This is a genomic window from Devosia sp. J20-27 (genome assembly GCF_055808595.1).
In genome coordinates this window covers 2,887,144-2,911,796 of sequence record NZ_CM147875.1, presented here as the reverse complement: position 1 = coordinate 2,911,796, position 24,653 = coordinate 2,887,144, and the positions used below count along the sequence as shown (strand labels likewise).

The following is a 24,653-nucleotide window of genomic DNA, read 5'->3' as shown; positions in this document are numbered from 1 at the left end:
TGTCTCAGTTTCCAGTTCGATTTGGCGCGCGTTCTACACGCGCCTGCCGACAAATGCCAGCCGCGCGCCCGGGTTTTTTGCCCGGCCGCTGCGGCGTCCATCTAGACCGCGGAGATAATGGCATGAAAGTCGTTTGCCAAGAGGCTGGCGCCACCAACCAGCCCGCCATCGACATTGTCCACCGCCAGAAGCTCGCGGGCGTTCCCCGGCTTCATCGACCCGCCATAGAGGATGTGAATGCCCGAACCGGCCGCGCCGAAGCGCTCAACCAGCTGGTCGCGGATGCTCTGATGCATCGCCCGCACGTCCTCGATCGTCGGTGTCAGCCCGGTGCCGATGGCCCATACCGGCTCATAGGCGACCACGACGGCCTGCGATGCGGCCTCGTCCGGTACCGAGCCGGCGATCTGCCCTGAGACCACCTCCACGGCCCGCCCCGCCTCGCGTTCGGCACGCGTTTCGCCGACGCAGATAATCGGTGTCAGGCCTGCAGCGAGAGCTGCCAGGGCCTTGGCCCGCACCAGCGCATCGTCTTCTCCGTGATCCGTGCGCCGTTCAGAGTGGCCGACAATGACATAGCTGGCGCCGGAATCGGCCAGCATGGCGGCGCTGATATCGCCCGTATGCGCTCCGCCGGGCTTGGGATGGCAATCCTGTCCGCCGGTAACAATACCGGCCGCCTTGCCGCGCGCGCTCACCGCAGCAAGCAGCGTTGCCGGCGGGCAGATGGCAATGGTGCACGCCGGGCGACCGCTGCCCGTGATCAGGCTTGCCAGCCGGTCGATCTCGCCGAGAGCCGCGCCCAGCCCGTTCATTTTCCAGTTTCCCGCAATCAGCGGAGTCAAGCTGTTGGCCACGTCAAACCTCTCCAGTCGCCACGTTCCAAACCTGTATCCGGCACCTGTGACCGATTGCCGGTTCCGCGCCAAGCCCTTGCGCGCGCGCCCTGTTTGCCATAACCGGGCAGGCAATCGTCTGCAGGCTCCTTATTGCCTTGCAGCAGGTCAAACTCCCTGTCTAGTATCCGCCGCCTTGAAACCCCGGCAGCTGCTGGGCAATTCGTATTCGGAAGCGAGAAAATATGCTCGACGGTTTGCGTTCCCTTGCCAGGACCTGGGTCGGCAAGATCCTTGGTGCCTTCTTGATCGTCGGCCTCGCCGGGTTCGGTATTTCCAATGTCCTGCTCGATCTGGGCAGCAACAACGTCGCCACCGTCGGCGATCAGGATATCTCCGTCCGGTCCTTCCAGCGCGAATACAACAATCGCCTGAACCTCTATGGCCAGCAGTTTGGCCGCCTGCCGACCAATGAGGAAGCCCTCGCCCTCGGCGTTCCGTCGCAGGTCCTGACCCAGCTGGGCGCCGAAGCGGCGCTCAACCAGATGGGCGAGAACATGGGCATTGGCGTCTCTGACGCGCGTCTCTCCAAGATGCTGCGCGAAGACCCCAGCTTCAGTGACATTCTGGGCAAGTTCGATCCCTCCAGCTTCTCCCGCGTGCTGCAGGCCAATGGCTATACCGAGGAAGAGTATCTCAACCTGCAGCGCGACGCCGCGCGTCGCCAGCAGGTGGCGCAGGGCCTGTTCCTCGGCAGCCCCGTTCCGCAGGCGGCCATCGAGCTGGTCAACCGCTATGGCGCCGACAAGCGCACCGTCGACTATTTCACCCTGGGTGCCGGCAACCTGATGGTCGATGTGGCTGCCCCGACCGAGGACGAACTGGCCGCCTATCTCAAGGACAACCAGACCAGCTACCGCACAAAGGAAACGCGCACCGTCGACGTGCTCGACCTGAGCATCGAGACGCTGTCGGCGACCAAGCAGATCTCCGATGCCGACGTTGCCGCCGAATACGAGCGCACCAAGGAGCAGCGGGTCAAGATCGAGAAGCGCACCATCCAGCAGGTGCCGCTGGCCACCGCCAACCAGCAGAGCTGGTTCGAGAGCGGCAAGGCCTCGGGCAAGAGCTTTGCGACCCTGGTCGCCGAGGCCGGCCTGACACCGACCGATGTCGGCACCCTCGCCAAGACCGAGATCACCGATGCCGATCTCGCCGCTGCCGCCTTTGATCTCGAGATCGGCGATTTCGCCATCGTCCCGGGCATTGGCGGCCAGCGGGCCATCACCGTGACCGCCATCGATGCCGGCGGCCAGATCCCGCTCGAAGAGGTCAGCGACGACATCCGCGCCAGCCTTGCTGCCAAGGAGGCCCGCGACGAGTACACCGACATCCTCGACCAGATCGAGGAACTGCGTGCCGCCTTCCAGCCGCTCGACCAGATCGCTTCGCGCTTCAACCTGCCGCTGACCCAGGTGGCCGTCACCGACGGCGCCAGCGAACTGAGTGCCGTGCCCTCCATTCCGGCCGAAAGCTACGGCAAGATTTCGACGGCTATCTTTGCTGCCGAGACCGACAAGCTGTCGCCCACGGTCGTCATTTCGGCCAACAACAATGTGTGGTTCGATCTGAAGTCTGTCGAGCCGGCCCGCGACCAGACGCTGGATGAAGTCCGCGACGCCGTCACCGCCGCCTGGACCGAGCAGAAGACCGAGGAGGCCGTGCAGGCCCAGGTCGACAAGGCCATGGCCGACCTCAAGGCCGGCACCCCCTTTGGAGACGTGGCGGCCGGGCTCAATCAGTTCCCCGTTCTCAGCCAGCCGCTCAGCCGCTCCGGCGAGGCGGCACCCCTCGACCAGACAGTGGCCCAGGCCACCTTTGGCGGCGGCGAGGGCTATGTCGGCACGGCGGTCAACGCCGAAGGCGATCACGTCGTCTTCCAGGTGGTCGATATTGTCACCAGCGAGGATACCGCCACCCAGGATGCCGGCGGCTATATCGCCGAGACCCGCCAGAACACGCTCTACAGCGATTTCATGGGCGGCCTGCGCGAATCCATGGGCATGCAGATCAACCAGAAAGCGCTGAGCCAGCTGCTGGCCCTCGATTCGACAGAGAACTGAGGCCGCGATGCCGGACGATTCCTTTAGCCGCTTTGCCGAAAGCTACGAGGCCGGGCGCGCCCAGATCGTCTTCCGGCGGATCGTCGCCGATCTGGAAACGCCGATCGGCACCTATATGAAGCTGGCCGAGGGGCGGCAGAACACCTTCCTCCTCGAGAGCGTGCAGGATGGCGCCATCCGCGGCCGCTACTCGATGATCGGCCTGCTGCCCGACATCATCCTCAAGGTCGAGAACGGCAAGGCCAGCATCAATCGCAATGCCGGCCTCGCGCCCGACGACTTCACGCCGGTCAGCGAGCCGCCGCTCGAGGTGCTGCGCGCGCTGGTTGCCGAAAGCCAGGCCGACGTGCCCGAGGGCCTCCCCTCCACCGCCGCCGGCATCTACGGCTATCTCGGCTACGAGATGGTGCGGCAGATGGAAGTGCTGCCCGACAACGGCGCCGACGGCCTCGGCTTCCCGGATGCCGTGCTGATGCGCCCCACGGTCCTTGCGGTGTTCGACACGCTCAAGGATGAGCTCTACCTGACCGCTCCTGTCTATGTGCGCGCCGGCGTCACCGCCCGCCAGGCCTGGGAGGCCGCGCAGTCGCGCATTGACGACGCCACCGCCCGGCTCGGGCGCACCCTGCCCTATGCCGGTGATCTGCCCGATTTCGAGAAGATCGAGGTCAAGAGCAACACCAGCAAGGCCGAGTACATGGCCATGGTGGCGGCGGCCCAGGAGTACATCAAGGCCGGCGATATCTTCCAGGTCGTGCTGAGCCAGCGCTTCGAGGCCGAGTTCAGCCTGCCGCCGACCGCGCTCTACCGCGCCCTGCGCCGCACCAACCCGTCGCCCTACATGTATTTCCTCGATTTCGGCGACTTCTCGGTCGCCGGGTCCAGCCCGGAAATCCTGGTCAAGGTCGAAAAGGGCAAGGTCACCATCCGGCCAATCGCCGGCACGCGCAAGCGCGGCTCGACGCCGACACGCGACAAGGAACTGGCCGACGAACTGCTCAGCGATCCCAAGGAACTGGCCGAGCACCTGATGCTGCTCGACCTGGGCCGCAATGATGTCGGCCGCGTGGCGAAGATCGGTTCGGTGAAAGTCACCGACAAGTTCTTCCTCGAATACTATTCCCACGTCATGCATATCGTCTCCAACGTGATCGGCGAGCTCGACCCGAAATATGACTTCGTCGATGCCCTGAGCGCCGGGTTCCCGGCCGGCACCGTCTCGGGTGCGCCGAAAGTGCGGGCGATGGAGATCATCGAGGAACTGGAAAAGGCCAAGCGCGGCATCTATGGCGGCTGCGTCGGCTATTTCGGCGCCGACGGCACCATGGATACCTGCATCATCCTGCGCACGGCCATCATCTCGGATGGCCGCATCTACGTGCAGTCGGGCGCCGGCATCGTCGCCGACAGCAAGCCCGAGCTGGAGCAGCTCGAATGCGAAAACAAGGCCCGCGCCCTTTTCAGCGCCGCCGAGGAAGCGCTACGTTATGCCGGTGAAGCCAGGGTGGGCCAGTGAACCTGAAGTCGTTTCATGTCGTGATGGATGCGCGTACGGGCCGATGGCGCCGTTCGCCGGGCACCCGTGCCCTCGCAACAGCGCATCCCGCACTCTGAGACCTCTGACATGAAACTCCTCGTCATCGATAACTACGACAGCTTCACCTACAACCTCGTCCACTTCCTCGGGGAACTGGGCGCCGACCCGACCGTGGTCCGCAACGACAAGATCACGCTCGACGAGATCGAGCGCATGGCACCCGACGCCATTGTGCTGTCCCCCGGCCCCTGTACCCCCAACGAAGCCGGCATCTGCCTCTCGGTCATCGAGCGGTTCGGCCCGACCATCCCGTTGCTCGGCGTCTGCCTCGGCCACCAGGCCATCGGCCAGGCCATGGGCGGCGACGTCGTCCGGGCCCCCGAACTGATGCATGGCAAGACCAGCCGCATCAACCACACCGGCAAGGGCCTGTTCCGCGGCCTCAATGCCGGCTTTGAGGCGACGCGCTACCACTCGCTGATCGTCAAGCCGGAAACCCTGCCTGACGTACTGGAAGTCACCGCGTCGACCGATGACGGCCTGATCATGGGCGTGCAGCACAAGACCATGCCGGTGCATGGCGTGCAGTTTCACCCCGAGAGCATTGCGTCAGAGAACGGCCACGCGCTGCTGCAGAACTTTCTCAATCTCGCCCGCGACTTCAACCTGAAGCGAGCCGCCTGATGGACCTCAAGTCAGCCCTCAACAAGATTGCCGGTCGCAATGACCTGACCGGCGAGGAAATGCGCGGCGTCATGGGCACCATCATGTCCGGCGAGGCCACGCCCAGCCAGATCGGTGCCTTCCTCATGGGCATGCGGGTCAAGGGCGAGACCGTCGGCGAAATCGCCGCTGCCGTCTCGATCCTGCGCGAGCGCATGGTCCAGGTGGAGGCGCCCGAGGGTGCCATCGATATCGTGGGCACCGGCGGCGATGGCGCCGAAACCCTCAATATCTCCACGGCTGCGGCGCTCGTGGTGGCCTCGGCCGGCGTTCCGGTCGCCAAGCATGGCAACCGCGCGCTGTCGTCCAAATCCGGGGCATCGGACGTGCTGCAGGCCCTGGGCATCAAGCTCGACCTGCCGCCCGACAGCATTGCCAGGTGCATTCGCGAGGCCGGCATCGGCTTCATGTTCGCACCGGCACACCACCCGGCCATGAAGCATGTCGGCCCCACCCGCGTCGAAATGGGTACCCGCACCCTGTTCAACCTGCTCGGGCCGCAATCCAACCCGGCCGGCGTGCGCCACTACGTCCTCGGCGTCTATGACAAGCGCTGGGTCGAGCCGGTCGCTGCCGCCCTGCAGGCCAATCGTGCCGTCTCGGCCTGGGTCGTGCATGGCCACGACAAACTCGACGAACTTTCGACCACCGGCCCCAGCTTCGTCGCCTCAATCAAGAATGGCGACCTGCGCAGCTTCGAGGTGACGCCGGAAGATGCCGGCCTGCCCCGGGCCGCGCTCGCCGAACTCAAGGGTGGCGATCCGGCGCATAACGCCGCCGCGCTGCGGGCGCTGCTGGACGGCGAAAAGACCCCCTACCGCGACATCGTCCTGCTCAATGCGGCGGCCGCCTTCATTGTCGCCGGCCGCGCCGATGACCTGAAAGCCGGCGTCCGGCTGGCCGCCGACGCGATCGACAGCGGCCGCGCCAGGGACACCCTCGCCCGTCTTGTTACAGTTTCAAACGGTTAGTCCATGTCCGATATTCTCTCCAGCATCGAAGCCTACAAGCGCGAAGAGATCGCCGCAGCCAAGGCGCTGAAGCCGTGGGACGAAGTGGTTGCCGAGGCCCATGACGCGCCGCCGGTGCGCCGGTTTCTGTCCGCCCTCAGGAAGAAGCGTGCCGAGCACCAGTACGCCCTGATTGCCGAGGTCAAGAAGGCCAGCCCCTCCAAGGGCCTGATCCGTCCGGACTTCCATCCCGCGGAGATCGCCCGCGCCTACGAGATGGGCGGCGCCGCCTGCCTGTCGGTGCTCACCGACCGTCCGAGCTTTCAGGGATCGCCGACCTATCTCATCGAGGCGCGCGCTGCCACGCAGCTGCCCGTGCTGCGCAAGGACTTTCTGTTCGAGACCTACCAGGTCGCCGAATCCCGCGCCTATGGCGCCGACTGCATCCTCGTCATCCTGGCGGCGGTCGGCGACGATACCGCGCGCTACCTGCTCGATGCCGCCGAGGAGTGGCGCATGGATGCCCTCGTCGAGGTGCACGACCAGATCGAACTCGATCGTGCCCTCGGGCTGGGCGCCGAGTTCATCGGCATCAACAACCGCAACCTGCGCACGTTCGAGACCACACTGACCACCTCGATCAACCTCTCCGGCGGCATCCCCGAGGGTGTGCACCTGGTCTCCGAGAGCGGCATCTACACGCACGAGGACATCAAGAACCTCGACGAGAAGGGCGGCATCGGCACCTTCCTCGTCGGCGAGAGCCTGATGCGCCAGCAGGACGTGGCCAGTGCCACCCGGGCGCTGCTGACGGGCGACCCGGCTCACTGACATGACCCTCACCCACCTCAACGAGCGTGGCGAGGCCCGGATTGTCGATATCGGCGACAAGGTCACCACCCGCCGCCGCGCTGTTGCCGAGGCGCGCCTCAAGGCGCAGCCAGAGACTATCGCTGCCATCCTGGGCGGGACGCTGAAGAAGGGCGATGCCATCGCCGTGGCCCGCGTGGCCGGCATCATGGCCGCCAAGAAGACCTCCGAGCTGATCCCGCTCTGTCACCCGATTGCGCTGACCAGCGTCAGCGTCGATATCGCACCGGTCGGCGCAGCCCTGCTGGTGACGGCCACCGCCGAGACCACCGGCCAGACCGGCGTCGAGATGGAGGCCCTGACCGCCGCTTCGGTCGCTGCCCTGACCCTTTACGACATGGCCAAGGCCATGGACCGGGGCATGCGGGTCGATGGCCTGTCGCTGGTCGAAAAGACGGGCGGCAAGTCTGGCGACTTCCGTCGCGACGGCCGGCCGGAATGATCCCCGTCGACGAGGCGCTCGAGCGTATTTTCACGCATATCCAGCCGCCGGGCGAGGAGAACGTCCCCCTGCTCCGGGCCCACAGGCGCGTGCTGGCGCGGCCGCTGATCGCCAGCCACAACCAGCCGCCTTTCGACTCGAGCGCCATGGATGGCTACGCCGTGCGCGCCGCCGAGGTGACCCCGGGCAAACCGCTCAAGCTCGCCGGCACCTCCCAGGCCGGCGCCCGTTTCGTCGGCATGATGGAACACGGCCAGTGCGTCCGCATCTTCACCGGCGCGCCGATGCCGATCGGCGCCGACGCCGTCATCATGCAGGAAGAGGCCACCGCCACCGGCAACCGCATCAGCTTCCAGCAGACGCCACGCGTCGGCCAGAGCATTCGCCGCCAGGGCAACGACTTCCAGCGCGGCCAGCAGCTGCTGCCGGCCGGTGTCGCCCTGACCCCCGCGATGCTCAATCTGGCGGCCTCGGCCAATCGCCCCGAACTGCCGGTCACCCGGCGCCCCAGGATCGCCATTCTGGCCACCGGCGATGAACTGGTGCCACCGGGCTCCACCCCGGGTCCAGACCAGATCGTCGCTTCCAACTCTTATGGCCTGATCCCGCTGCTGACGCCGCACGCCGAGCGGGTCATCGACCTGGGCATCGTCCATGATGACAAGGCGGCGCTGGAGCAGGCTCTGCTGGGCGCCTTCGACGCTGGTGTCGATGTGCTGGTGACCACTGGCGGCGCCAGTGTCGGCGAGCGGGACTACGTGCAGGAAATCCTGCTCGACCTCGGGGTCGAGCTCGACTTCTGGAAGTTGCGCATGCGGCCGGGCAAGCCGCTGATGTTCGGCACGCGCGGCAAGACTTTGGTATTCGGTCTGCCCGGCAATCCGGTTTCTACCATGGTCACCGCCACCGTCATCCTGCGCCCGGCCCTGCGCAAGATGACAGGGCACGCCGATCCCTTCTGGCCGCAGGTGGCCATGCCGCTTGCCGCCGACCTGCCGCCCAACGGTCCGCGTCGTCATTACTTGCGTGCAACAATCAGTCGTAATGAAATCGGCTTTCAGCAAGTAAAGCCGATTTCCGAGACCGACAGCGCCCACACCTCCTCACTCGCCATGGCGGATGCCCTGATCATCCAGCCGGAAAGCGATTCGGGTCGCAAGATCGGCGAGTTCGTCGAAGTCGTACCTTTAGGCATGCTGGGCTAAGCACTCTGGCGTCGGCGGTCCCCGGAAATCCCGCATAACTGTTGCAGAATTGCCTCTGGCGTTGGAATCCTTAGATTCGCCGCACCCCTCAATTGACTTCCGCACCGCGTTAATAAACATTTCAGCATAACGCAGAAGCAACAACCAAGTATATATTGGGATATGCCGAAGCGGGGCGGACACGACAGCGATCAGACCAAGGGGGAATGATCGACGTTTTCACCACTTGCGTGACCGCCATTGACTGGGGGGCCGGCGCCAACCGCCGGGAACGAGGCTGGGACCTCGTCCGAAAAGGGCCTGAAATGAATATTTTGAAACAGCTGCTGCTCGGCACTATTTTTGCCACTTCGACGCTGCTGCCACTGCAGGCACAGGCGCTATCTCTCCATGAAGCCGCCAAGGTGGCGATCGAGACCAATCCGGAAATCGGACAGGCCGTCGCCAACCGCGAGGCCACCGAATTCGAACTGCAACAGGCCCTGGGCCTCTATGCACCACGCCTTGACCTCGAAGCTTCGGTGGGCGCGCAATAGGCCGCCATCTTCATCGACGAAGCCGGCGTTCGACGCCCTGAGGCTGACATTGGCAAGATAGGTACCGTGACCGTCTTCCGGCAGACTGATTTCCCTGAAGGCGATGGTGGTCAGTGCAACCACCAGCACCAGCGGCGTTCTCGGGATCGACTGGGGCGTCGACGACCGCGACACCACCTTCGTCGCCGGGCCGCAGGACGCGGACGGGGGCACCGCAGATGACGTCTCGCAACTGACCGGACGCGCCGTCTATTTCCAGGACGCCAACCTTCAGGAAGCCGGGTTGCAGCCCGCCGTCACCGTCAGTTCGAACGGCGTGCCCCTCACTCTGACCTCCGGCCACGCGGAAGTGCACTATGCCGTTATGGAGAACGGCACGCGCATCGTCGGTTACACTGGCGAAAGCCCGGCCAACCAGAGCAGCTGGGTCTTTGATGTAAGCCTTTCTGACGAGGGCACCGGCAGCTACAAGTTCACCCTGCTCGGCAAGCTTGACCACCCGCAGAACAGTTTCGAAGACAATCTTGCGCTGACATTCGGCTTCACCGCGCGTGACTCCGATGGCGACACCACCAATGGCAGCTTCAGCGTCGTGGTCAACGATGACACCCCGACGGCATCTGATGATTTGACCGGCCAGAACGGCGACTACACGGCGACCGAAGGCGCAGGTCTCGCGCACAACCTGATCCTGGCTTTCGACGTTTCCGGCAGCATGCAGGAGAACGATGACGGGTCGAGTCTCTTCAACTCACGGCTCGCCTTTGCCCGCAGCGCCGCTGTCGATCTGATCAACGCCAGCAACGCCACGCACGTCTTCGTCGTCACCTTCGCCGACGACGCCAACAGCCAGGGCTGGATGACGCGCGCCGATGCCATCGCCTATGTCTCGGGCGGTACATTCCCCGGCGCCTCCGGCGGCACCGACTACGACGACGCCCTCAGCGCGATCCAGAACGGCTATTCCGTCAATCATCCGGGCGGCGACGCCACGGTCTATTTCTTCAGCGACGGCGAGGTCAGCGGCAGCGGCGACATCAACAGCAGCGAACGGACCAACTGGGAGAACTTCCTCTTTGACAACGGCCTCGAAGCCTACGCCGTTGGCCTCGGCCAGGATGTCAGCAGCGGTGACAATGACCTGCTGGACGTCGCCTATCCCAATGCCGGACATGTCATTCTGCTGCATAGCGGCCAGCCAGGCACGCTCGCGCAATTGCTGGGCACCGTGCCGCAGGCAGATGGCGCCAGCGGCAATGTCCTGGCCAATGACAGCTTCAGCGCCGATGGCGGGCGCATCCTGTCGATCACGGTCGATGGCGTCACCTATACCTGGGACGGCGAAACTGCGATCACCGCGTCCAACGAATCCGGTCCATACAGCGGCTCGACTCTGTCGGTTGAGACCACCATTCACGGCCAGCTGACCTTCAATTTCGCCACCGGCGCCTGGACCTACAAGGCGCCTGACGAGCTGGTGCACGACACCACCGAGACCTTCGCCTACAAGCTGGTCGACGGCGATGGCGACCAGGCCGGCGCCAATCTCACGGTCAACATCACGGCAGTCAACGACGCGCCGATCAATCACGTGCCGCAGAAGATCGATGTCACCGAAGACATCGCGATCAAGCTGACCGATATCTCCATCTCGGACGTCGATGCCGACGGGGAGAATGTCACGGTCACCTTCTCCATCCCCGGCAATTCTGGCGCGCTGAGCGCCACGTCAGGCGGCAATGTGGTGGTCAGCGGGTCGCCGACGGCGCTGGTGCTCACCGGCTCGGTCGACGCGATCAACGCGTTCCTGTCCTCCGGTACGGGCGTGATCTACACCCCGGCGCCGAACGCCAACACAGACGTGACGCTGACCATCACCACCAACGATCTGGGCAATAACGGCGCCGGCGGCGCGCTGATCGATGTCGACACCATCACGCTCGATCTGCATGCGGTCAACGACGCGCCAGTGCTCGCACCCGAGACCAGGACTGTCGCCTTTACCGAAAACGGCAACGCCGTCCGGCTGCTGTCGAATGCCACGGTCACCGACCCCGACAATCCGCACGATTTCAACCACGGCTTCATCACCGTGACCCTGTGGGGCACCGTCGCCGGCGATCGGCTGGTGCTGGCCGACAATGGCGTGCGTGTGGTCAATGGCGATCAGGTGCAGATCAACACCGGCGGCAACAGCTGGGTCACTGTCGGCGAGATCACCTCCGGCGGCTTCGGCGGCAACCACACCTCGGTGACCATCAGCCTCGACAACGACGCCACCGATCCGCGCGTCGAGAACCTGCTGCGCGCCATCGCCTTTGAATCGACCTCGGAAGACCCCACCAATGGGCAGCGCACGGCCACCGTCACCTTCAATGATGGCGGCAACAGCGGTAGTGGCGGCTCGCAATCCGACAGCTCGACCATCACCATCAACGTCACGCCGATCAACGATGCGCCGACGCTTGATCTGAACCACAGCGCCTCCGGAACCGGCCATTCGGCGACATTCACCGAAGACGGCGCCGCGGTCCGCATCGCGGACACCGATTCCCGCATCGGCGACGTCGATGGCAGCAATCTGTCGAAAATGGTGATCACGCTGACCAACCCGAAGGCCAGCGACCAGCTGACCTATGACTCGAACCTGTTGCCCGGCGGCGCCACGGTCGACGTGTCGACCCCGGGCGGTGCCTACCGGCTGACCATCACCGGCAATGGCACGCACTCGGATTACGAGGTCTTCCTCGAATCCGTCCGCTTCTCCAACACCAGCCAGGCACCCGACGAGAGCAATCGCCAGATCCAGGTCACCGCCTATGACGAAGCCGGCCTGGCCTCCAACACCGCGACCTCAACCATCAGCGTCAAGGCGGTCAACGACGCGCCGGTGGCCACCGTGCCATCACAGCCGCTTACAGCAGTCGAGCAGGTCGATTTCAACCTGCACGGCAAGGGCCTTGCGGTCAGTGACGTCGATGCCGGAAACGACCGAATTTACATCACCCTGTCCGTCACCCACGGCGTCATCACCATTTCCGGTGGCAATTCCGGCATCGGCAACAACGACCTGTCGGGCAACGGCACCGCTTCGGTGACGATTTCCGGCACCATTGCCGAAATCAACAACCTCCTCGCCGGGACCGGCTCGGGGACCATCGTCTACAACGCCAATTCCGATACTCCGCCCGCCAACGCCACGCTGACGCTCTATGTCAACGACACCGGCGACAACGGGTCCGGCGGCGCCATGTGGGATGCGGAGGACGTGACGATCAACATCACGCCCGTCAACGACGCCCCCACCCTGACCCTGGGCAGCACCAGCGCCTACTACCTGGACGAGTTCGGTTCTGCTTCTTATGCCAACAGCAATGGCACCGCCCCCTGGTCCGACGATTGGGACGAAAGCCGCGACAGCTCCGGCAGCCGCACGACGCAGGGCGACATCCGCATCACTGGCGGCGAGCTGCGCTTCACCGACAGCGATGGCCAAGACGACTCGATCTCGCGCGACGTCAATCTGAGCGGCGTCACATCTGCCACCCTGGACTTCGACTATCGCCGTTCGGGCCTCGATAACTCGTCCGACCAGGTGCGCGTCTACATCTCCAAGGACGGCCAGAACTTTGTCCTGCTGACCACGATTGCCGGGCCCAGCAATGCCAGCGGTCACTTCAGCGTCGATATTTCGGCCTATGCCGGTCCCAACACCGTGCTGCGCTTCACCGCAGACCAGGATCTCAGTGAAAGTAACAGCCATTCAAACGGCAATACCCCCGACTACATCTACATCGACAACGTGAAGATTGGCTTCACCACCGTCAGCATCGACCACACCACCAGCTACACCGAGAACGGCGACGGCGTCGCCATCGCGGCCGCCACGGCAAGCCATGTCGGCGATGTCGACGACGTGAACATGGAATCGGCGACGATCACGCTGACCAACCCCCATGCCGGCGATGTCTTCAAGATCAACGGCGTCACCGCCAATGCTGGCCACAGCATCACGATCTCGGGCATCACCTACACGGTTTCGCCCGGCGGCGCCGTCGTCACGCTGACCGGATCGGCCTCAAAGGCCGCCTACGAGGACGCCATCGAGGCCGTCAAGTTTGCCAGCACCTCGGACAACCCGTCGACCGAACAGCGCGTCATCACCGTCACCGTCAATGACGGCGACGCCGATTCCAACGTTGCCACAACCCGGATCAACGTCACCGCCGTTAATGATGCGCCGGAGGCGCTGGCCGCGACTGCTTCGGTCACAGAGGCGGGGACGCTGGAAAATCACGACGTGACGGCGGGGACACCGACGACGGGGACGCAGAGCTTCCCGGTCTCCGATGTCGATGGCGATGCGCTGACCATTTCGGGCGTGCAACTTGGCGCCGGACCAGTCGACCATAGTGGGACGATCCAGGGCGTGTACGGCACGCTGACCTGGGACAGTATTGCCAGGACCTATGAATACGAAATCGTCAACACCCGCTTGGCAACCCAGGCCTTGAACGATTACGATCATCCGACCGAGACGTTCTACTTCACGGTCACTGACGGTACGCTCAGCGCCACAGCCTCGCTGACCATCACGGTAAACGGCGCGAACGACGACCCGGTCGCCGAAAATGACAGCTTCGGTCTGGTGCCGAGCGGCTGGAGCTTCGAGGCATCCAACGGACATGTCTACAGCTTTGTGACAGGCGACGTTAATCTGTCCTGGTCGGCTGCCAATGGGATTGCCGAAGCCTTGCTCGGCAACGCCGGCTACCTGGCAACGATTACATCATCGGCCGAACAGACTAAGATTCTGGCAGTCCTGAACGCAGAGGGTCGCACCGACGCCATCGCCTATCTCGGCGCTTCCGATGAAGGCCATGAAGGCCTGTGGACATGGGTCTCTGGCCCTGAGGCCGGCAAGAGCTTCGCAGAGACAGGTTACACCAATTGGGCATCTGCCAGCGAACCGAATAACACCGGCGTTTCAGGCGAAGCCGAAAACGTCTTGACGATCTACGCCCAGTTCCTCAATGGCGGCTGGAACGACGCCAACGGCGCGCATTTCTGGGCCGGAAATCGCCCCTACGGACTCATTGCCGAAGCCGGCCAGCCCGGCTCATTCTACGCCCCGATCAACGAAGACGGCGCCTATGGCATCAAGGCGGCTCTGCTGCTGCAGAACGATCTCAAGACCGATTCCGGCGAAACGCTGAGCGTTGTCGGGCTCACCGAGGCCGGCGCCAGCGCTGGCGTCTCGGCCCTGGGCGCCACGATCAGTTTCAACGGCACGACCTTCACTTATGATCCGTCCGCCGCGCCGAACCTGCAGGTCCTGGCCGTCGGCCAGACCGCGACCGACACCTTCACCTACGCCATCCACGATGGCCAGGGACGCCACAGCACGGCGACCGTCACGGTGACGGTCGAAGGCCGTAATGACGCGCCGGTGCTCCACGTCCAGCCGTCACAGCCGATAACCATCCAGAACCCCGGCTTCGAGGCCGGACCGACACAGAGCGGCGGCGGCACCGAAGGCGTCTGGTCCAACGGCTCCCTGCCCGGCTGGGCCATTGCCGGCCCGAGCAATGGCGGCTGGTTCGATCCCAGCGGCGACAACATTCTCGCCATGGAGGTCGACAACGGCGCCCGCGTTCTCTACCTCAACGATGGCCAGTCAGCCGTCCAGACGCTGACCACCACCGCCGTCGAAGGCACCTACGCGCTCAATTTCGAGATCGGCGACCGCAACGACGCCAACCTCTCCGGCATGCCGGAATTCCATGTGCGCATCTATGCTGGCGCAACGCTGCTCGGTGAGTCGGTTTTCCCCTTCTTCCCCACCGATGGTGTTGATTGGCGCCCCGGCACGGTGACGGCAGATGTCCCAGCCGGTTCGCCCGGCATCGGCCAGCCGTTGCGCATCGAGTTCATGAACCTGGAACAGCCCGGTTCCGGCGGTAATTTCGACCACACGGTCCAAGTCAATATCGACAATGTGAGCCTCTCGGTGGTTCCGGCGACCACCTTGGCCACCATCGACGAGGACGCCACCACCCTCGCCAATAGTGGCAACACCGTCGCCGAGATCCTCGGCGCCACCGTCAGCGACGTCGACAACGGCGCCGTCGAAGGCATCGCCATCTTCGGCCAGAACCAGGGCAACGGCACCTGGCAGTTCCTCCAGGCCGGCGTCTGGACCGAATTCGGCAGCGTCACTCAGGCCAGCGCCCTGCTGCTGGGCGCCGATGACCGCGTCCGCTTCCTGCCCGATGGCCAGAACGGCACCACTGCCTCGTTCAGTTACCACGCCTGGGACCAGACCGGCGGCACTTCCGCCTACACCAATGTCGATGTCAGCACCCGCGGCGGCGAAACCGCCTTCTCGCTCGACTCCGCCAGCGCCACCATCACCGTGACCCCGGTCAACGACGCGCCTAGCGACATCGCGCTCAGCAATCTGGTGGTGGCCGCCGGCAACGGCCCGGGCGATATCATTGCATCGGTGACGGTCACCGATCCCGATGATACCTCCTTCACTTTCGTGGTCCGCAATCCCAACGGCACCGTGAGCACCGACTTTGCGGTCGCCGGAACGCCGGGCAATTACATCCTGCAGGTGATCAACGCGGGCGTCTCCACCCTGCCCCCAAGCGTCACCATCACGGCCACCGATGGCAGCGGCGCCAGCTACACCGAGAGCTTTGCATTGGCCCTGCCGGTCAGCCTCTTCACCGCCGGCAATGAACTGCTGGGCAGCTTTGCCACCATTCAGGCGGCCATCAACGCCGCTGGTGACGGCGTTGGGCAGTACATCTCCGCTGCGGCCGGCACTTATGCAGAAAACCTCAACATTGATCGCGGCGTCGAAATCCGCGGCGCCAACTATGGCGTCGACGGGACCGATGCGCGCGGCACCGAAACCATCATCGCGGGAATATCGTCGGTCACCACCACCAACGACATCGTTATCGACGGTGTCCGCTTCGAAAACGTCTCGCCCGAGGGTATCAGTTCCGATGCCACCCTGTCCTTCCTCAAGGGCGGAACGGGGACTGGGCACGTCGTCGAGAACAGCGTCTTCTATAGCGCGCTCGATGGCGGGGATCGAACGGCCAGCGACAGCGATCCGGTCCGCGACGACCGGGCAATCTTCGTGAGCGTCGGCGCCAATGCCGGCAAGATCATCATCGACGACAATTTGATCACTGGCCCCTCTTCGGGCAAATACGGCGCGGCGTCCTGGGGACGCGGCATCTGGAGTGACGGCAACGGCGTCGACCTGAAAATCAGCGACAACACCATCACCAGCGCCCGTTCCGGTCTCAACCTGGATGACAACATCCCCGGAACGCCAAATTCGCCCGTGCACGTCACTGGCAACATTTTCGAGAATGTCGGCACCGCCATTTCGCTGGGCAACCACTGGGCCGGTGACATCACCACGGCCTTTGCCACCAACACCTACAACAATGTCGATCTTGAGCTGCACTTCGGCAACCTGGCCAACGGCATCGAATTCGACGCGGCAGGGTCGGGCTTCTCTGACAACATCAATGACGGCGGCCTGCCCAACGACGGCTTCTATATCAATGGCGGCGGCGGTGGCGACGTCCTCAAGGGAACCGACTTCGTCGACGTGATCACGGCGCAGGGCGGCAATGATCAGATCACTAGCCGCGGCGGCGACGACGTCATCGATGGCGGCAGTGGTATCGACACTGCCAACTACGCGGCATCCCTGGTTTCCACCGACATTGCCACCAACATCCTTGGCGGCTGGACGGTGACAACCGGCGGCGCCGAGGGCAGTGACACGCTGTTCAACGTCGAGATCGTTGACGGGAACGGCGCTGGCCGCTTCCTCCTCGTCGGCAATGGCGGCTTTGCCACCATCCAGGCGGCGGTCAACGCGGCGGCGGACGGCGACACCATTCTGATCGCCGCCGGCCGCTATGCCGAGCAGGTCGTGATCGATGGTCTCGACGACCTGACAATCAAGGCCGCCGGCGCCGGCGTGTTTATCGATGCGCCGCTCACTCTGGTCTCCACCGGCGCCACGCTCACCGGATCACTGCGTGATGTGGACGGTCTGATAACCGTCAAGAACGCTAGCAATGTCACCATTGAAGGCGTCACCGTGGACGGCCTGCTGCGGGGTGGCTCGGTCACCGGCGCCACCAATCCGACCTTTGTCGGCATCGCCTATCTCAATGCCAGCGGCAAGATCGACGCCGTCGACGTCACCGGTATCCGCGAAAGTGAGAGCAATTTTGGCAATCAGCGGGGCGTCGGCATTTTCGTGTCGAACGACAGTGCCCATGCAGCCAACGACATGGTCATCCAGAACTCTACGGTCAGCCAGTTCCAGAAGACCGCGATCGTGGTGGTCAACGCCGACGTTGATATCCATGGCAACACCATCACCGGCGTCGGCGCCCACACTGTGCAGGCGCAGAACGGCATCCAAGTTTCCGGCTCCACCGGCTCCATCGTCAACAACACGGTTTCGGCCATTGGCTACACCGGCGCCAACTGGTCCGCCTCGCTCATCCTCACCTTCGAGACCACCAACCTCACCATTGACGGCAACCGTCTGACCGGCACGGGCGCGACGCACCTGAACCTGGGCGTAGTGGTCATTGACGCCACTGGCGCGATTGTCACCAATAACGACATCTCCAGCGTTGGCTGGGCGATTGACGTCGAGGATTATTTGGCAGGCTGGGGCTTCCCGGCCACCCTGACGCCGGGCGCGGGCACGGTGTTCACCGGCAATACCTTCACCTCCATCGGCCATGAGTACCTCTACTTCAGCGCCGATGCTGCCCAGCCGCTCGCGTTCGACGTCACCGGCACCGAAGGCAACGACTTCTTCTCCGGTGGCCTCGGCGCCGACACCTTCCGCGGCATGGGCGGCGACGACACCTTCGTCTACACGGTTGGCGGCGGTGATGATCGCTATCACGGCGGCACCGAATCTTCCGCCCTCAACCCGGACTACGATATCCTCACTGTCCAGGGCGACAGCGAGGACCGCACCGTAACCATCGGCAAGCTGCCGCAGGCCGACGCGGGCAACATCGTGTCCGTCGGCGGTGTCGACTCTGATGATATCGTCATCACCTACACCGGCCCCGGGGCCGCCACTGTTCGTGCGGACGAGATCGAACATATCGACGTCGTCGCCGGCACTGGTGCCATCAACCTTGTGCTGAACGATGTCTCGGGTACGGCAATCCTGCCCAGCACCATCACCTTCACCGGTGGCGCCGGCGACGACACGCTCGACCTCACCGGCTTCGTCGGCGATGTCCACGTTGTCTTCAACGGCAATGGCGGAAACGACACCCTGTTGCTCAGCAACGTGCAATGGAAGGATGCCGTGGTCACCGAGTCCGGCGGCGTCTATACGCTGATCGTCGGCGGCCACACATTCGATATTTCCAATATCGAGAGCGTGCAGTTCGCCAATGGATCGGTCACCCCGGCCCAGCTCATTCAGATGGCCCCAACCGACCTCACCGCGACCGCGCTGAGCGTTGCCGAGAACAGCGCCAATGGCGTGGTGGTCGGCTCGGTGACCGGCGTGGATGGCAATGGTCCGGTTGAAACGCTCAGCTACGCCTTCGCCGTAGTTGGGGGTATCACCCAGAACGCTGGCGGCCGCTTCGCCATTGACGCGGCGACCGGTCAGATCACCGTCGCCAACGGAACACTGCTCGACTTCGAGTCAGCGTCCTCGCACAGCGTCACCGTCGAGGTGACCGATAGCCACGGCGCCACCTACAAGGAAGCATTCTCGATCTCGGTGTCGGACGTCAACGAAGCACCGACTGCGGTCAGCTTCACCGATGTCACGGCTACGATCGACGAGAACAGCGACGTCACCGGTGGCATCAAGGTGGCCACCATCGGCATCACCGACGATGCCCTGGGCACCAACAGCCTCAACCTTGCCGGGGCCGACGCTGCGTCCTTCGAAATCCGCAACGGCAACGAGCTGTTCTATGTCGGGTCGTCACCCGACTTCGAGGCCAAGTCGTCCTACGCGGTGACCGTGAACGTCGATGACATCGCCGTTGGCGGCAACCCGGACGCATCGCAGGTCTTCACCCTGAACGTCACCGACGTCAACGAAGCATCGCCAAACCAAGCGCCGGTACTCAGCCTCAACCAGCTTGATAACGTCCGCGATGAGTTCGGCGCCACCAGCTATGGCAACAACAATGGCAGCGTGAACTGGGTCAATTCCTGGACAGAAACCGGCGACGATGACAGTGCATCGATTTCACACGCTAGCGACGATATTGGCATCACCTCCGGCCGCTTGAGATTGAGCGATAGCGGTGACAATGACGATGCATCGATCCAGCGAACCGTCAACCTAGCGGGCGCAAAATCCGCAACGCTGAGCTTCGACTACCGGCGTGATCTGGATCAAGGCAACGACATCGTCAGCGTCCAGATCGCCAAGGACGGCGTCAATTTCAGCGAAGTTCTTGAGCTCAAAGGCAACCAGCAGGACAGCGGGATGCTGCACATCTCCATCCCGATCACTGGCCCCTACACGAGCGACACCATCATTCGCATCGTAGCCGGCGGGGGGATGGAGAGTAACGATTTCGTCTATATCGACAATATCGATGTCACCTACAGCGCCGCGTCGACCAATAATTCGACCGGCTATACTGAGAACGGCGCGGCAGTTTCAATTGCAGCGGCAGGCCCGACCATTGTGGATGCTGACTCCCCCAATATGGCGGGCGCCACCGTCGTCCTGACCAATGCCAAGACAGGTGACTTCCTCTCGGTTGGCTCGCTGCCGCCCGGTATTGCCGCGTCGGTCGATATTTCGGTTGCCGGCAAGATCACCGTGGCTCTCAGCGGATCCGCTACGGTCGCCAACTATGCGACGGCCATCAAGGCGATCGGCTTTGGCAATCATACGGACAACCCGGACACGACGTCTCGCACCGTCACCGCGACAGTGACCGACGGGACCTCGACCAGCAACGTCGCAACCACGACCATTGGGGTGACTGCCGTAGCCGACGCCGCCGTCATCAATGTCCCATCGACACTCTACTACCTGTCCGAAGCCAGCACCGGGGACGTCAACGTCCTTAATCGCATCAGCTTCCAGGATGTCGACAGCTTTGGCATCGTGCGTGTCACGCTGTCCATGAATGATAGCGACGACTCCCTCACGGCCTCGAGCGGCGCTGGCGTGACCGTGAACGGCAGTGGCGGCCGTGCCATCACCCTCGACGGCACCATTTCGGCGATCAACGCATATCTGGCGGCTGGGAATGTGCTTTGGAACCCTGACGGCTCAAGCAATGGCGAGGGAGGTGTCGTGACGATAACCATCGACGACAACGGAACTGCGTCCGGCGGCAACATCACGACCACGACCGCCAACATCGTTGAATTCTCTCCGGACACCAGCGGTCCACTCTCCAACAATTACGCTGCAGTCAATATCGTCGGAGATGACGCCTATACACCGCCATCCGGTTCCTCCGGCAACAACGATACTATCGTCACCTCCTGGAGCCACACCACATCGTCCGCCATCACCTATAATGGGGTGTCGGGCAACGGTGACACAATCACCCTGGTCTTCACCTCGATCCAACTTGAGACACTCTTGGCTCTCGGCGCCAACTCGGCACTCGACTACTATCTGGACGGCGACATCAACTCCAATCTTGATCTGGGCAGCACCAGCTGGAACGCCATCGTCAACAACTACGACAATGCCGCGCTTGCGCTTGCGGCCGGCCCAGACAGCTACGTCACCTACACAGCGATCGGGGCAATCGACGCTAACCTGCCCACATTCGATGGCTCGCCAGACAACAATACAAGTGGCGATACCGTGATAGGCGGCGCGGGGGCAGATACGCTGAATGGTGGTGGCGGCAACTCCGACACGGCCGATAACGGCACTGATATCCTCGTCGGTCTGGATGGCGATGATGTCCTCTGGGGCGGCGCCGGCGACGACCTCTTGCTGGGCGGTTCGGGCAATGACAAGCTGCACGGCGGCAATGGCAATGACATCCTCTCTGGCGGCCTCGACGCTGACGATTTCATCTTTGCGGCCTCTGGCTCGTCACATGCGGACAAGATCACCGACTACAGCTTCTCAGAGGGCGATCGCATCGACCTGGGTGGCCTGCTGGACGCCGCCTTAGGGACTAACCCCATCCCAGCTGACCAGATCCAGGATTACGTGCGTCTGACCCAGACCGGTCAGGACGTGACCATCCAGGTGGATACCAACGGATCTTCGAACGCCGGGGGGGTAGTGTGGACCAGCGTTTCCGTACTTGTCGGCTACGGCACCGCCAGCGGCGCCGATCCGGTCAACATCGTTTTCGACGGCACCGAGCATACGTTTCTGATCTGATTGCAGCGAACGCGCAAAACAAATGGCCCGCTCGGGCGGGCCATTCTCACTTTCGAGGCTCAATAGCGGGCCTGCCCTCAGTTCCCCTCGCCCAGCCGGATCGCGCTCATGCCGCCCTTGCCCATGGCAACGGCACTCTGGCCACCCTTGAAGCCGTGCACGTAGCTCTTTGAGCCCACGAACGAGACGATCGGCTTGTAGGTGCGGAAGATGTCGTCACTGGCGGCGGTGTTCGAGAGATTGTCGAGGATGAAGCGCTTGCCCTCGACATGCACGGCAAGCACCGCGTGGTAAAGCTGGCGCCGCGTATCCTTGAGCACGATGAACTGCAACTGGTCCGGCGCAAAGCCGAGTTTGGCCAGCAGTTGCATCTTGGCGATGGCAAAGTCCTCGCAGTCACCGGCGCCGCGCGCGGCGCTCTGCGCCAGCGTCTGCCAGGTGTCGCCCTTGTCCGAGCGATAGGCGATGGTGCGGTTGACTTCACGATTGATCAGCTTGAGGGCCTCGACCTGCGGCAGGCGCCGCGCCCGCTCGGCCACGGCCGCCAGTCTCGTCCGGCGGCGCTCTTGCAAAACCCGTTGGCGCAGAAATCGCTCGCCGAGACAGCTGCGGGCTTCACCTTGCCCCACTGGGCGAAGGCCGGCAGTTTCCCGATCGGCACGACCACCGACTTGAACACATTATAGTTCGGCGCCACCGTGCGCACCGGCGCCGTCACTTCCATGCGCGGCATCAGCGAGGCGGTGGCAAAGGCGTCATAGCTCGGCCGCAGCTTCAGCGAGGCAACATCGAACCGCAGTTCGTTGCTGGGCTCACTCGAGGGCAGACCCAGATCGAAACGGGCTTCTGCCGCCGGCATGCCCGATATCATGCCAGCCAGCAACGCCGCGGCAGCCAGGACAGATTTGTTTGTTGTTTTGAGCATTCTGCTCTCCCTGTTACGAGAGAGCCTAGTTTTGAAATTCTAAGACTATGCCAACTGGCATGCTCTATTTGGCATTACTTAAATCGATCAAAAGCAATCCATTAAGCTTGCCAAACCCTAAATCACGCTCGCGCCGGCTCGGCGAAGTCCCTGCATACCGAATATTTACCCCGGCTGTTGCAGAACAGAACTGGAACATCTATACATCGTTCAGCCTTTGTTCCGATTCTGCTCACGGGGCCTGCCAAATGTTGACACGCAAACAGCACGAACTGCTCATGTTCATTCATGAGCGCATGAAGGAGGCGGGTATTCCGCCCTCCTTCGATGAAATGAAGGACGCGCTCGATCTGCGCTCCAAGTCCGGCATCCACCGGCTGATCACGGCGCTGGAGGAGCGCGGCTTCATCCGGCGGCTGCCCAACCGGGCCCGGGCCCTCGAAGTGGTGCGCCTGCCCGACTCGATGAACCCCTCGCTTGGCGGCCGCAAGGCGCGCTTCGAGCCGAGCGTCATCGATGGCAGCCTGGGCCGTGTCTCGGCGCCACCGCCACGCGCCGCCACGGCCATCTCCACTGCCTCGGAGGCGGGCCGTCCGGTCACCATTCCGGTCATGGGCCGCATCGCTGCCGGTACGCCCATCGAAGCCATCCAGAGCCACAGCCACACCATCACCGTGCCGCCCGAGATGCTGGGCTCCGGCGAGCATTTCGCGCTCGAAGTGCGCGGCAACTCGATGGTCGAAGCCGGCATTTTCGATGGCGATACGGTGCTCATCCGCAAGCAGGACAACGCCTCGACCGGCGAGATCATCGTCGCCCTCGTCGACGACGAGGAGGCCACGCTCAAGCGCCTGCGTCGCAAGGGTAATTCCGTGGCGCTCGAGGCCGCCAACCCGGCCTACGAAACGCGCATCTTCCCACCCGACCGGGTCAAGGTACAGGGCCGCCTCGTCGGCCTGCTGCGCAAGTACTGAGCACGCAACTCTGACCCTCCCCGTGGGTCGTCTCTGGGCCGGTGGACAGCACCGGCCCTTTTTTTGTGCCCGCCACGTGCCGATCCGGGTCGGATAGTGCCCCGAACCGCAGAAATGACTGAACCACCTTCCGGAAATGCTGGAGCTTGGCCGCACAAAAGGCCAAACAGGGGGCAACCGACGGGAGGAGCAGGTTTTGGCAGGCACGGCAGACTGGATCGCAATCGACTGGGGCACGTCCAACCTGCGGCTATGGGGGATCGACGCCAGCGGCGACATCGCCTTTGCACGCAGCTCCGATCAGGGCATGGGCAAGCTGACGCCCGGGCAATATCCGGATGTGCTCGCCGCGCTGCTGGACGGCGCGATTGATCCAGGCACTGAAATCGATGCACTGATCTGCGGCATGGCTGGCGCTCGCCAGGGCTGGCTCGAGGCCCCCTATCTCGATGCCCCCGCCGATCTTTCCACTTTGGCCGCACGCGGCGTCACCCCCGATCTGCCCGGCAAGCTGCGCGCCACGATCCTCCCCGGTGTCTGCCTCAGGCGCGAAGGCGCCGAGGACGTCATGCGCGGCGAGGAGACGCAACTGCTCGGTCTCTCCGCCCTTCAGCCCGGTTTCGAGGGCCTCGTGGTCATGCCCGGCACCCATTCCAAGTGGGCCACCCTCAGCGGCCACCGGCTGGAGCGTTTCTCCACCGCCATGACCGGCGAACTCTTCGAGGTGCTGCGCACCCACTCGGTGCTGCGGCACTCGCTGCAGGGTGAAGTCGAGGGGCCGGACCGCGACGCCGGCTTCGATGCCGGCCTTTCCCAAGGCCTCGACGCACCTGAGCGCCTGACCGCAACGCTCTTCAAGGTCCGCGCCGGCTCGCTGCTCTCGGGCCGCTCCGCCCCCTGGTGCGCCGGCTTCCTGTCGGGCCTGCTGATCGGCACCGAAATCGGCGGCCAGCGCGACTGGCTGACCGATGCCGAAATCCCGCTCGTCGGCAGCACCGGCCTGTGCCGGCTTTATGCGCGCGGCTTTGCCGTGCTAGGGGCCAGAACCCGCATCGTCGATGCGACCGACGCCACTCTCGCCGGGCTGAAGGCCGCCCGCGCTGCCTGAGGATAC

At 63.7% G+C, this 24,653-nt stretch carries 13 protein-coding genes and 2 pseudogenes; 12 read left to right on the top strand and 3 right to left on the bottom strand.

What is annotated here, in order from left to right:
- Positions 1-101 precede the first annotated feature (101 nt).
- Positions 102-857 carry a triose-phosphate isomerase gene (tpiA, locus tag AC0L4C_RS14335; protein WP_473400336.1) on the bottom strand — a complete coding sequence of 252 codons (756 nt, stop codon included), beginning with the start codon at positions 855-857 and terminating at the stop codon, positions 102-104.
- A 224-nt stretch (positions 858-1,081) separates the two neighbouring features.
- Between tpiA and AC0L4C_RS14330 the strand changes: the two genes are divergently transcribed.
- From AC0L4C_RS14330 to AC0L4C_RS14285, 10 genes and pseudogenes are all read left to right on the top strand, one after another.
- Entirely contained in the window at positions 1,082-2,959 is a 1,878-nt protein-coding gene (locus AC0L4C_RS14330) for a peptidylprolyl isomerase (protein ID WP_473400335.1), read from the top strand.
- 7 nt (positions 2,960-2,966) lie between these two features.
- Positions 2,967-4,475, top strand: coding sequence for an anthranilate synthase component I (gene trpE / locus AC0L4C_RS14325; RefSeq protein WP_473400334.1), 1,509 nt, complete (start codon positions 2,967-2,969; stop codon positions 4,473-4,475).
- A 108-nt stretch (positions 4,476-4,583) separates the two neighbouring features.
- The gene (locus AC0L4C_RS14320) at positions 4,584-5,180 is read left to right on the top strand and encodes an anthranilate synthase component II (RefSeq protein ID WP_473400333.1); all 597 of its coding nucleotides are present in this window, start codon (positions 4,584-4,586) and stop codon (positions 5,178-5,180) included.
- The gene (trpD, locus tag AC0L4C_RS14315; protein WP_473403526.1) at positions 5,177-6,190 is read left to right on the top strand and encodes an anthranilate phosphoribosyltransferase; all 1,014 of its coding nucleotides are present in this window, start codon (positions 5,177-5,179) and stop codon (positions 6,188-6,190) included. The genes AC0L4C_RS14320 and trpD overlap by 4 nt, the downstream gene beginning before the upstream one ends.
- 3 nt (positions 6,191-6,193) lie before the next feature.
- Entirely contained in the window at positions 6,194-7,000 is an 807-nt protein-coding gene (gene trpC / locus AC0L4C_RS14310) for an indole-3-glycerol phosphate synthase TrpC (protein WP_473400332.1), read from the top strand.
- 1 nt (position 7,001) lies between these two features.
- Entirely contained in the window at positions 7,002-7,481 is a 480-nt protein-coding gene (gene moaC, locus AC0L4C_RS14305) for a cyclic pyranopterin monophosphate synthase MoaC (protein ID WP_473400331.1), read from the top strand.
- Complete coding sequence (locus tag AC0L4C_RS14300; protein WP_473400330.1) at positions 7,478-8,686, top strand: molybdopterin molybdotransferase MoeA; 1,209 nt, start codon at positions 7,478-7,480, stop codon at positions 8,684-8,686. The genes moaC and AC0L4C_RS14300 overlap by 4 nt, the downstream gene beginning before the upstream one ends.
- A 305-nt stretch (positions 8,687-8,991) precedes the next feature.
- Positions 8,992-9,219 (top strand): annotated as a pseudogene (locus tag AC0L4C_RS14295) (channel protein TolC); the annotation flags it as partial.
- A 106-nt stretch (positions 9,220-9,325) separates the two neighbouring features.
- A pseudogene (locus AC0L4C_RS14290) lies at positions 9,326-18,997 on the top strand (VCBS domain-containing protein); the annotation flags it as partial.
- Positions 18,998-20,407: 1,410 nt separating this feature from the next.
- Positions 20,408-21,640 carry a calcium-binding protein gene (locus tag AC0L4C_RS14285; RefSeq protein ID WP_473403525.1) on the top strand — a complete coding sequence of 411 codons (1,233 nt, stop codon included), beginning with the start codon at positions 20,408-20,410 and terminating at the stop codon, positions 21,638-21,640.
- Between the two features lie 77 nt (positions 21,641-21,717).
- Here AC0L4C_RS14285 and AC0L4C_RS14280 read toward each other — a convergent pair whose 3' ends face one another.
- On the bottom strand, positions 21,718-22,179 hold the full coding sequence (locus tag AC0L4C_RS14280) for a transglutaminase-like cysteine peptidase (RefSeq protein ID WP_473400329.1): 462 nt from the start codon (positions 22,177-22,179) through the stop codon (positions 21,718-21,720).
- Positions 22,131-22,565: a hypothetical protein gene (locus tag AC0L4C_RS14275; protein WP_473400328.1), complete on the bottom strand. Its 435-nt coding sequence runs from the start codon at positions 22,563-22,565 to the stop codon at positions 22,131-22,133. The genes AC0L4C_RS14280 and AC0L4C_RS14275 overlap by 49 nt, the downstream gene beginning before the upstream one ends.
- A gap of 248 nt (positions 22,566-22,813) precedes the next feature.
- Between AC0L4C_RS14275 and lexA the strand changes: the two genes are divergently transcribed.
- Positions 22,814-23,539 carry a transcriptional repressor LexA gene (lexA, locus tag AC0L4C_RS14270; RefSeq protein ID WP_473400327.1) on the top strand — a complete coding sequence of 242 codons (726 nt, stop codon included), beginning with the start codon at positions 22,814-22,816 and terminating at the stop codon, positions 23,537-23,539.
- A gap of 196 nt (positions 23,540-23,735) precedes the next feature.
- Positions 23,736-24,647: a 2-dehydro-3-deoxygalactonokinase gene (locus AC0L4C_RS14265; RefSeq protein ID WP_473400326.1), complete on the top strand. Its 912-nt coding sequence runs from the start codon at positions 23,736-23,738 to the stop codon at positions 24,645-24,647.
- Positions 24,648-24,653: the final 6 nt, after the last annotated feature.

What these genes read in the sequence shown, in the direction of transcription:
- AC0L4C_RS14330 (WP_473400335.1), top strand. Translation starts at nt 1,082, where the DNA reads ATGCTCGACGGTTTGCGTTCCCTTGCCAGGACCTGGGTCGGCAAGATC.
- trpE (WP_473400334.1), top strand. Translation starts at nt 2,967, where the DNA reads ATGCCGGACGATTCCTTTAGCCGCTTTGCCGAAAGCTACGAGGCCGGG.
- AC0L4C_RS14320 (WP_473400333.1), top strand. Translation starts at nt 4,584, where the DNA reads ATGAAACTCCTCGTCATCGATAACTACGACAGCTTCACCTACAACCTC.
- trpC (WP_473400332.1), top strand. Translation starts at nt 6,194, where the DNA reads ATGTCCGATATTCTCTCCAGCATCGAAGCCTACAAGCGCGAAGAGATC.
- moaC (WP_473400331.1), top strand. Translation starts at nt 7,002, where the DNA reads ATGACCCTCACCCACCTCAACGAGCGTGGCGAGGCCCGGATTGTCGAT.
- AC0L4C_RS14300 (WP_473400330.1), top strand. Translation starts at nt 7,478, where the DNA reads ATGATCCCCGTCGACGAGGCGCTCGAGCGTATTTTCACGCATATCCAG.
- AC0L4C_RS14285 (WP_473403525.1), top strand. Translation starts at nt 20,408, where the DNA reads ATGAATGATAGCGACGACTCCCTCACGGCCTCGAGCGGCGCTGGCGTG.
- AC0L4C_RS14275 (WP_473400328.1), bottom strand. Translation starts at nt 22,565, where the DNA reads ATGCTCAAAACAACAAACAAATCTGTCCTGGCTGCCGCGGCGTTGCTG.
- lexA (WP_473400327.1), top strand. Translation starts at nt 22,814, where the DNA reads ATGTTGACACGCAAACAGCACGAACTGCTCATGTTCATTCATGAGCGC.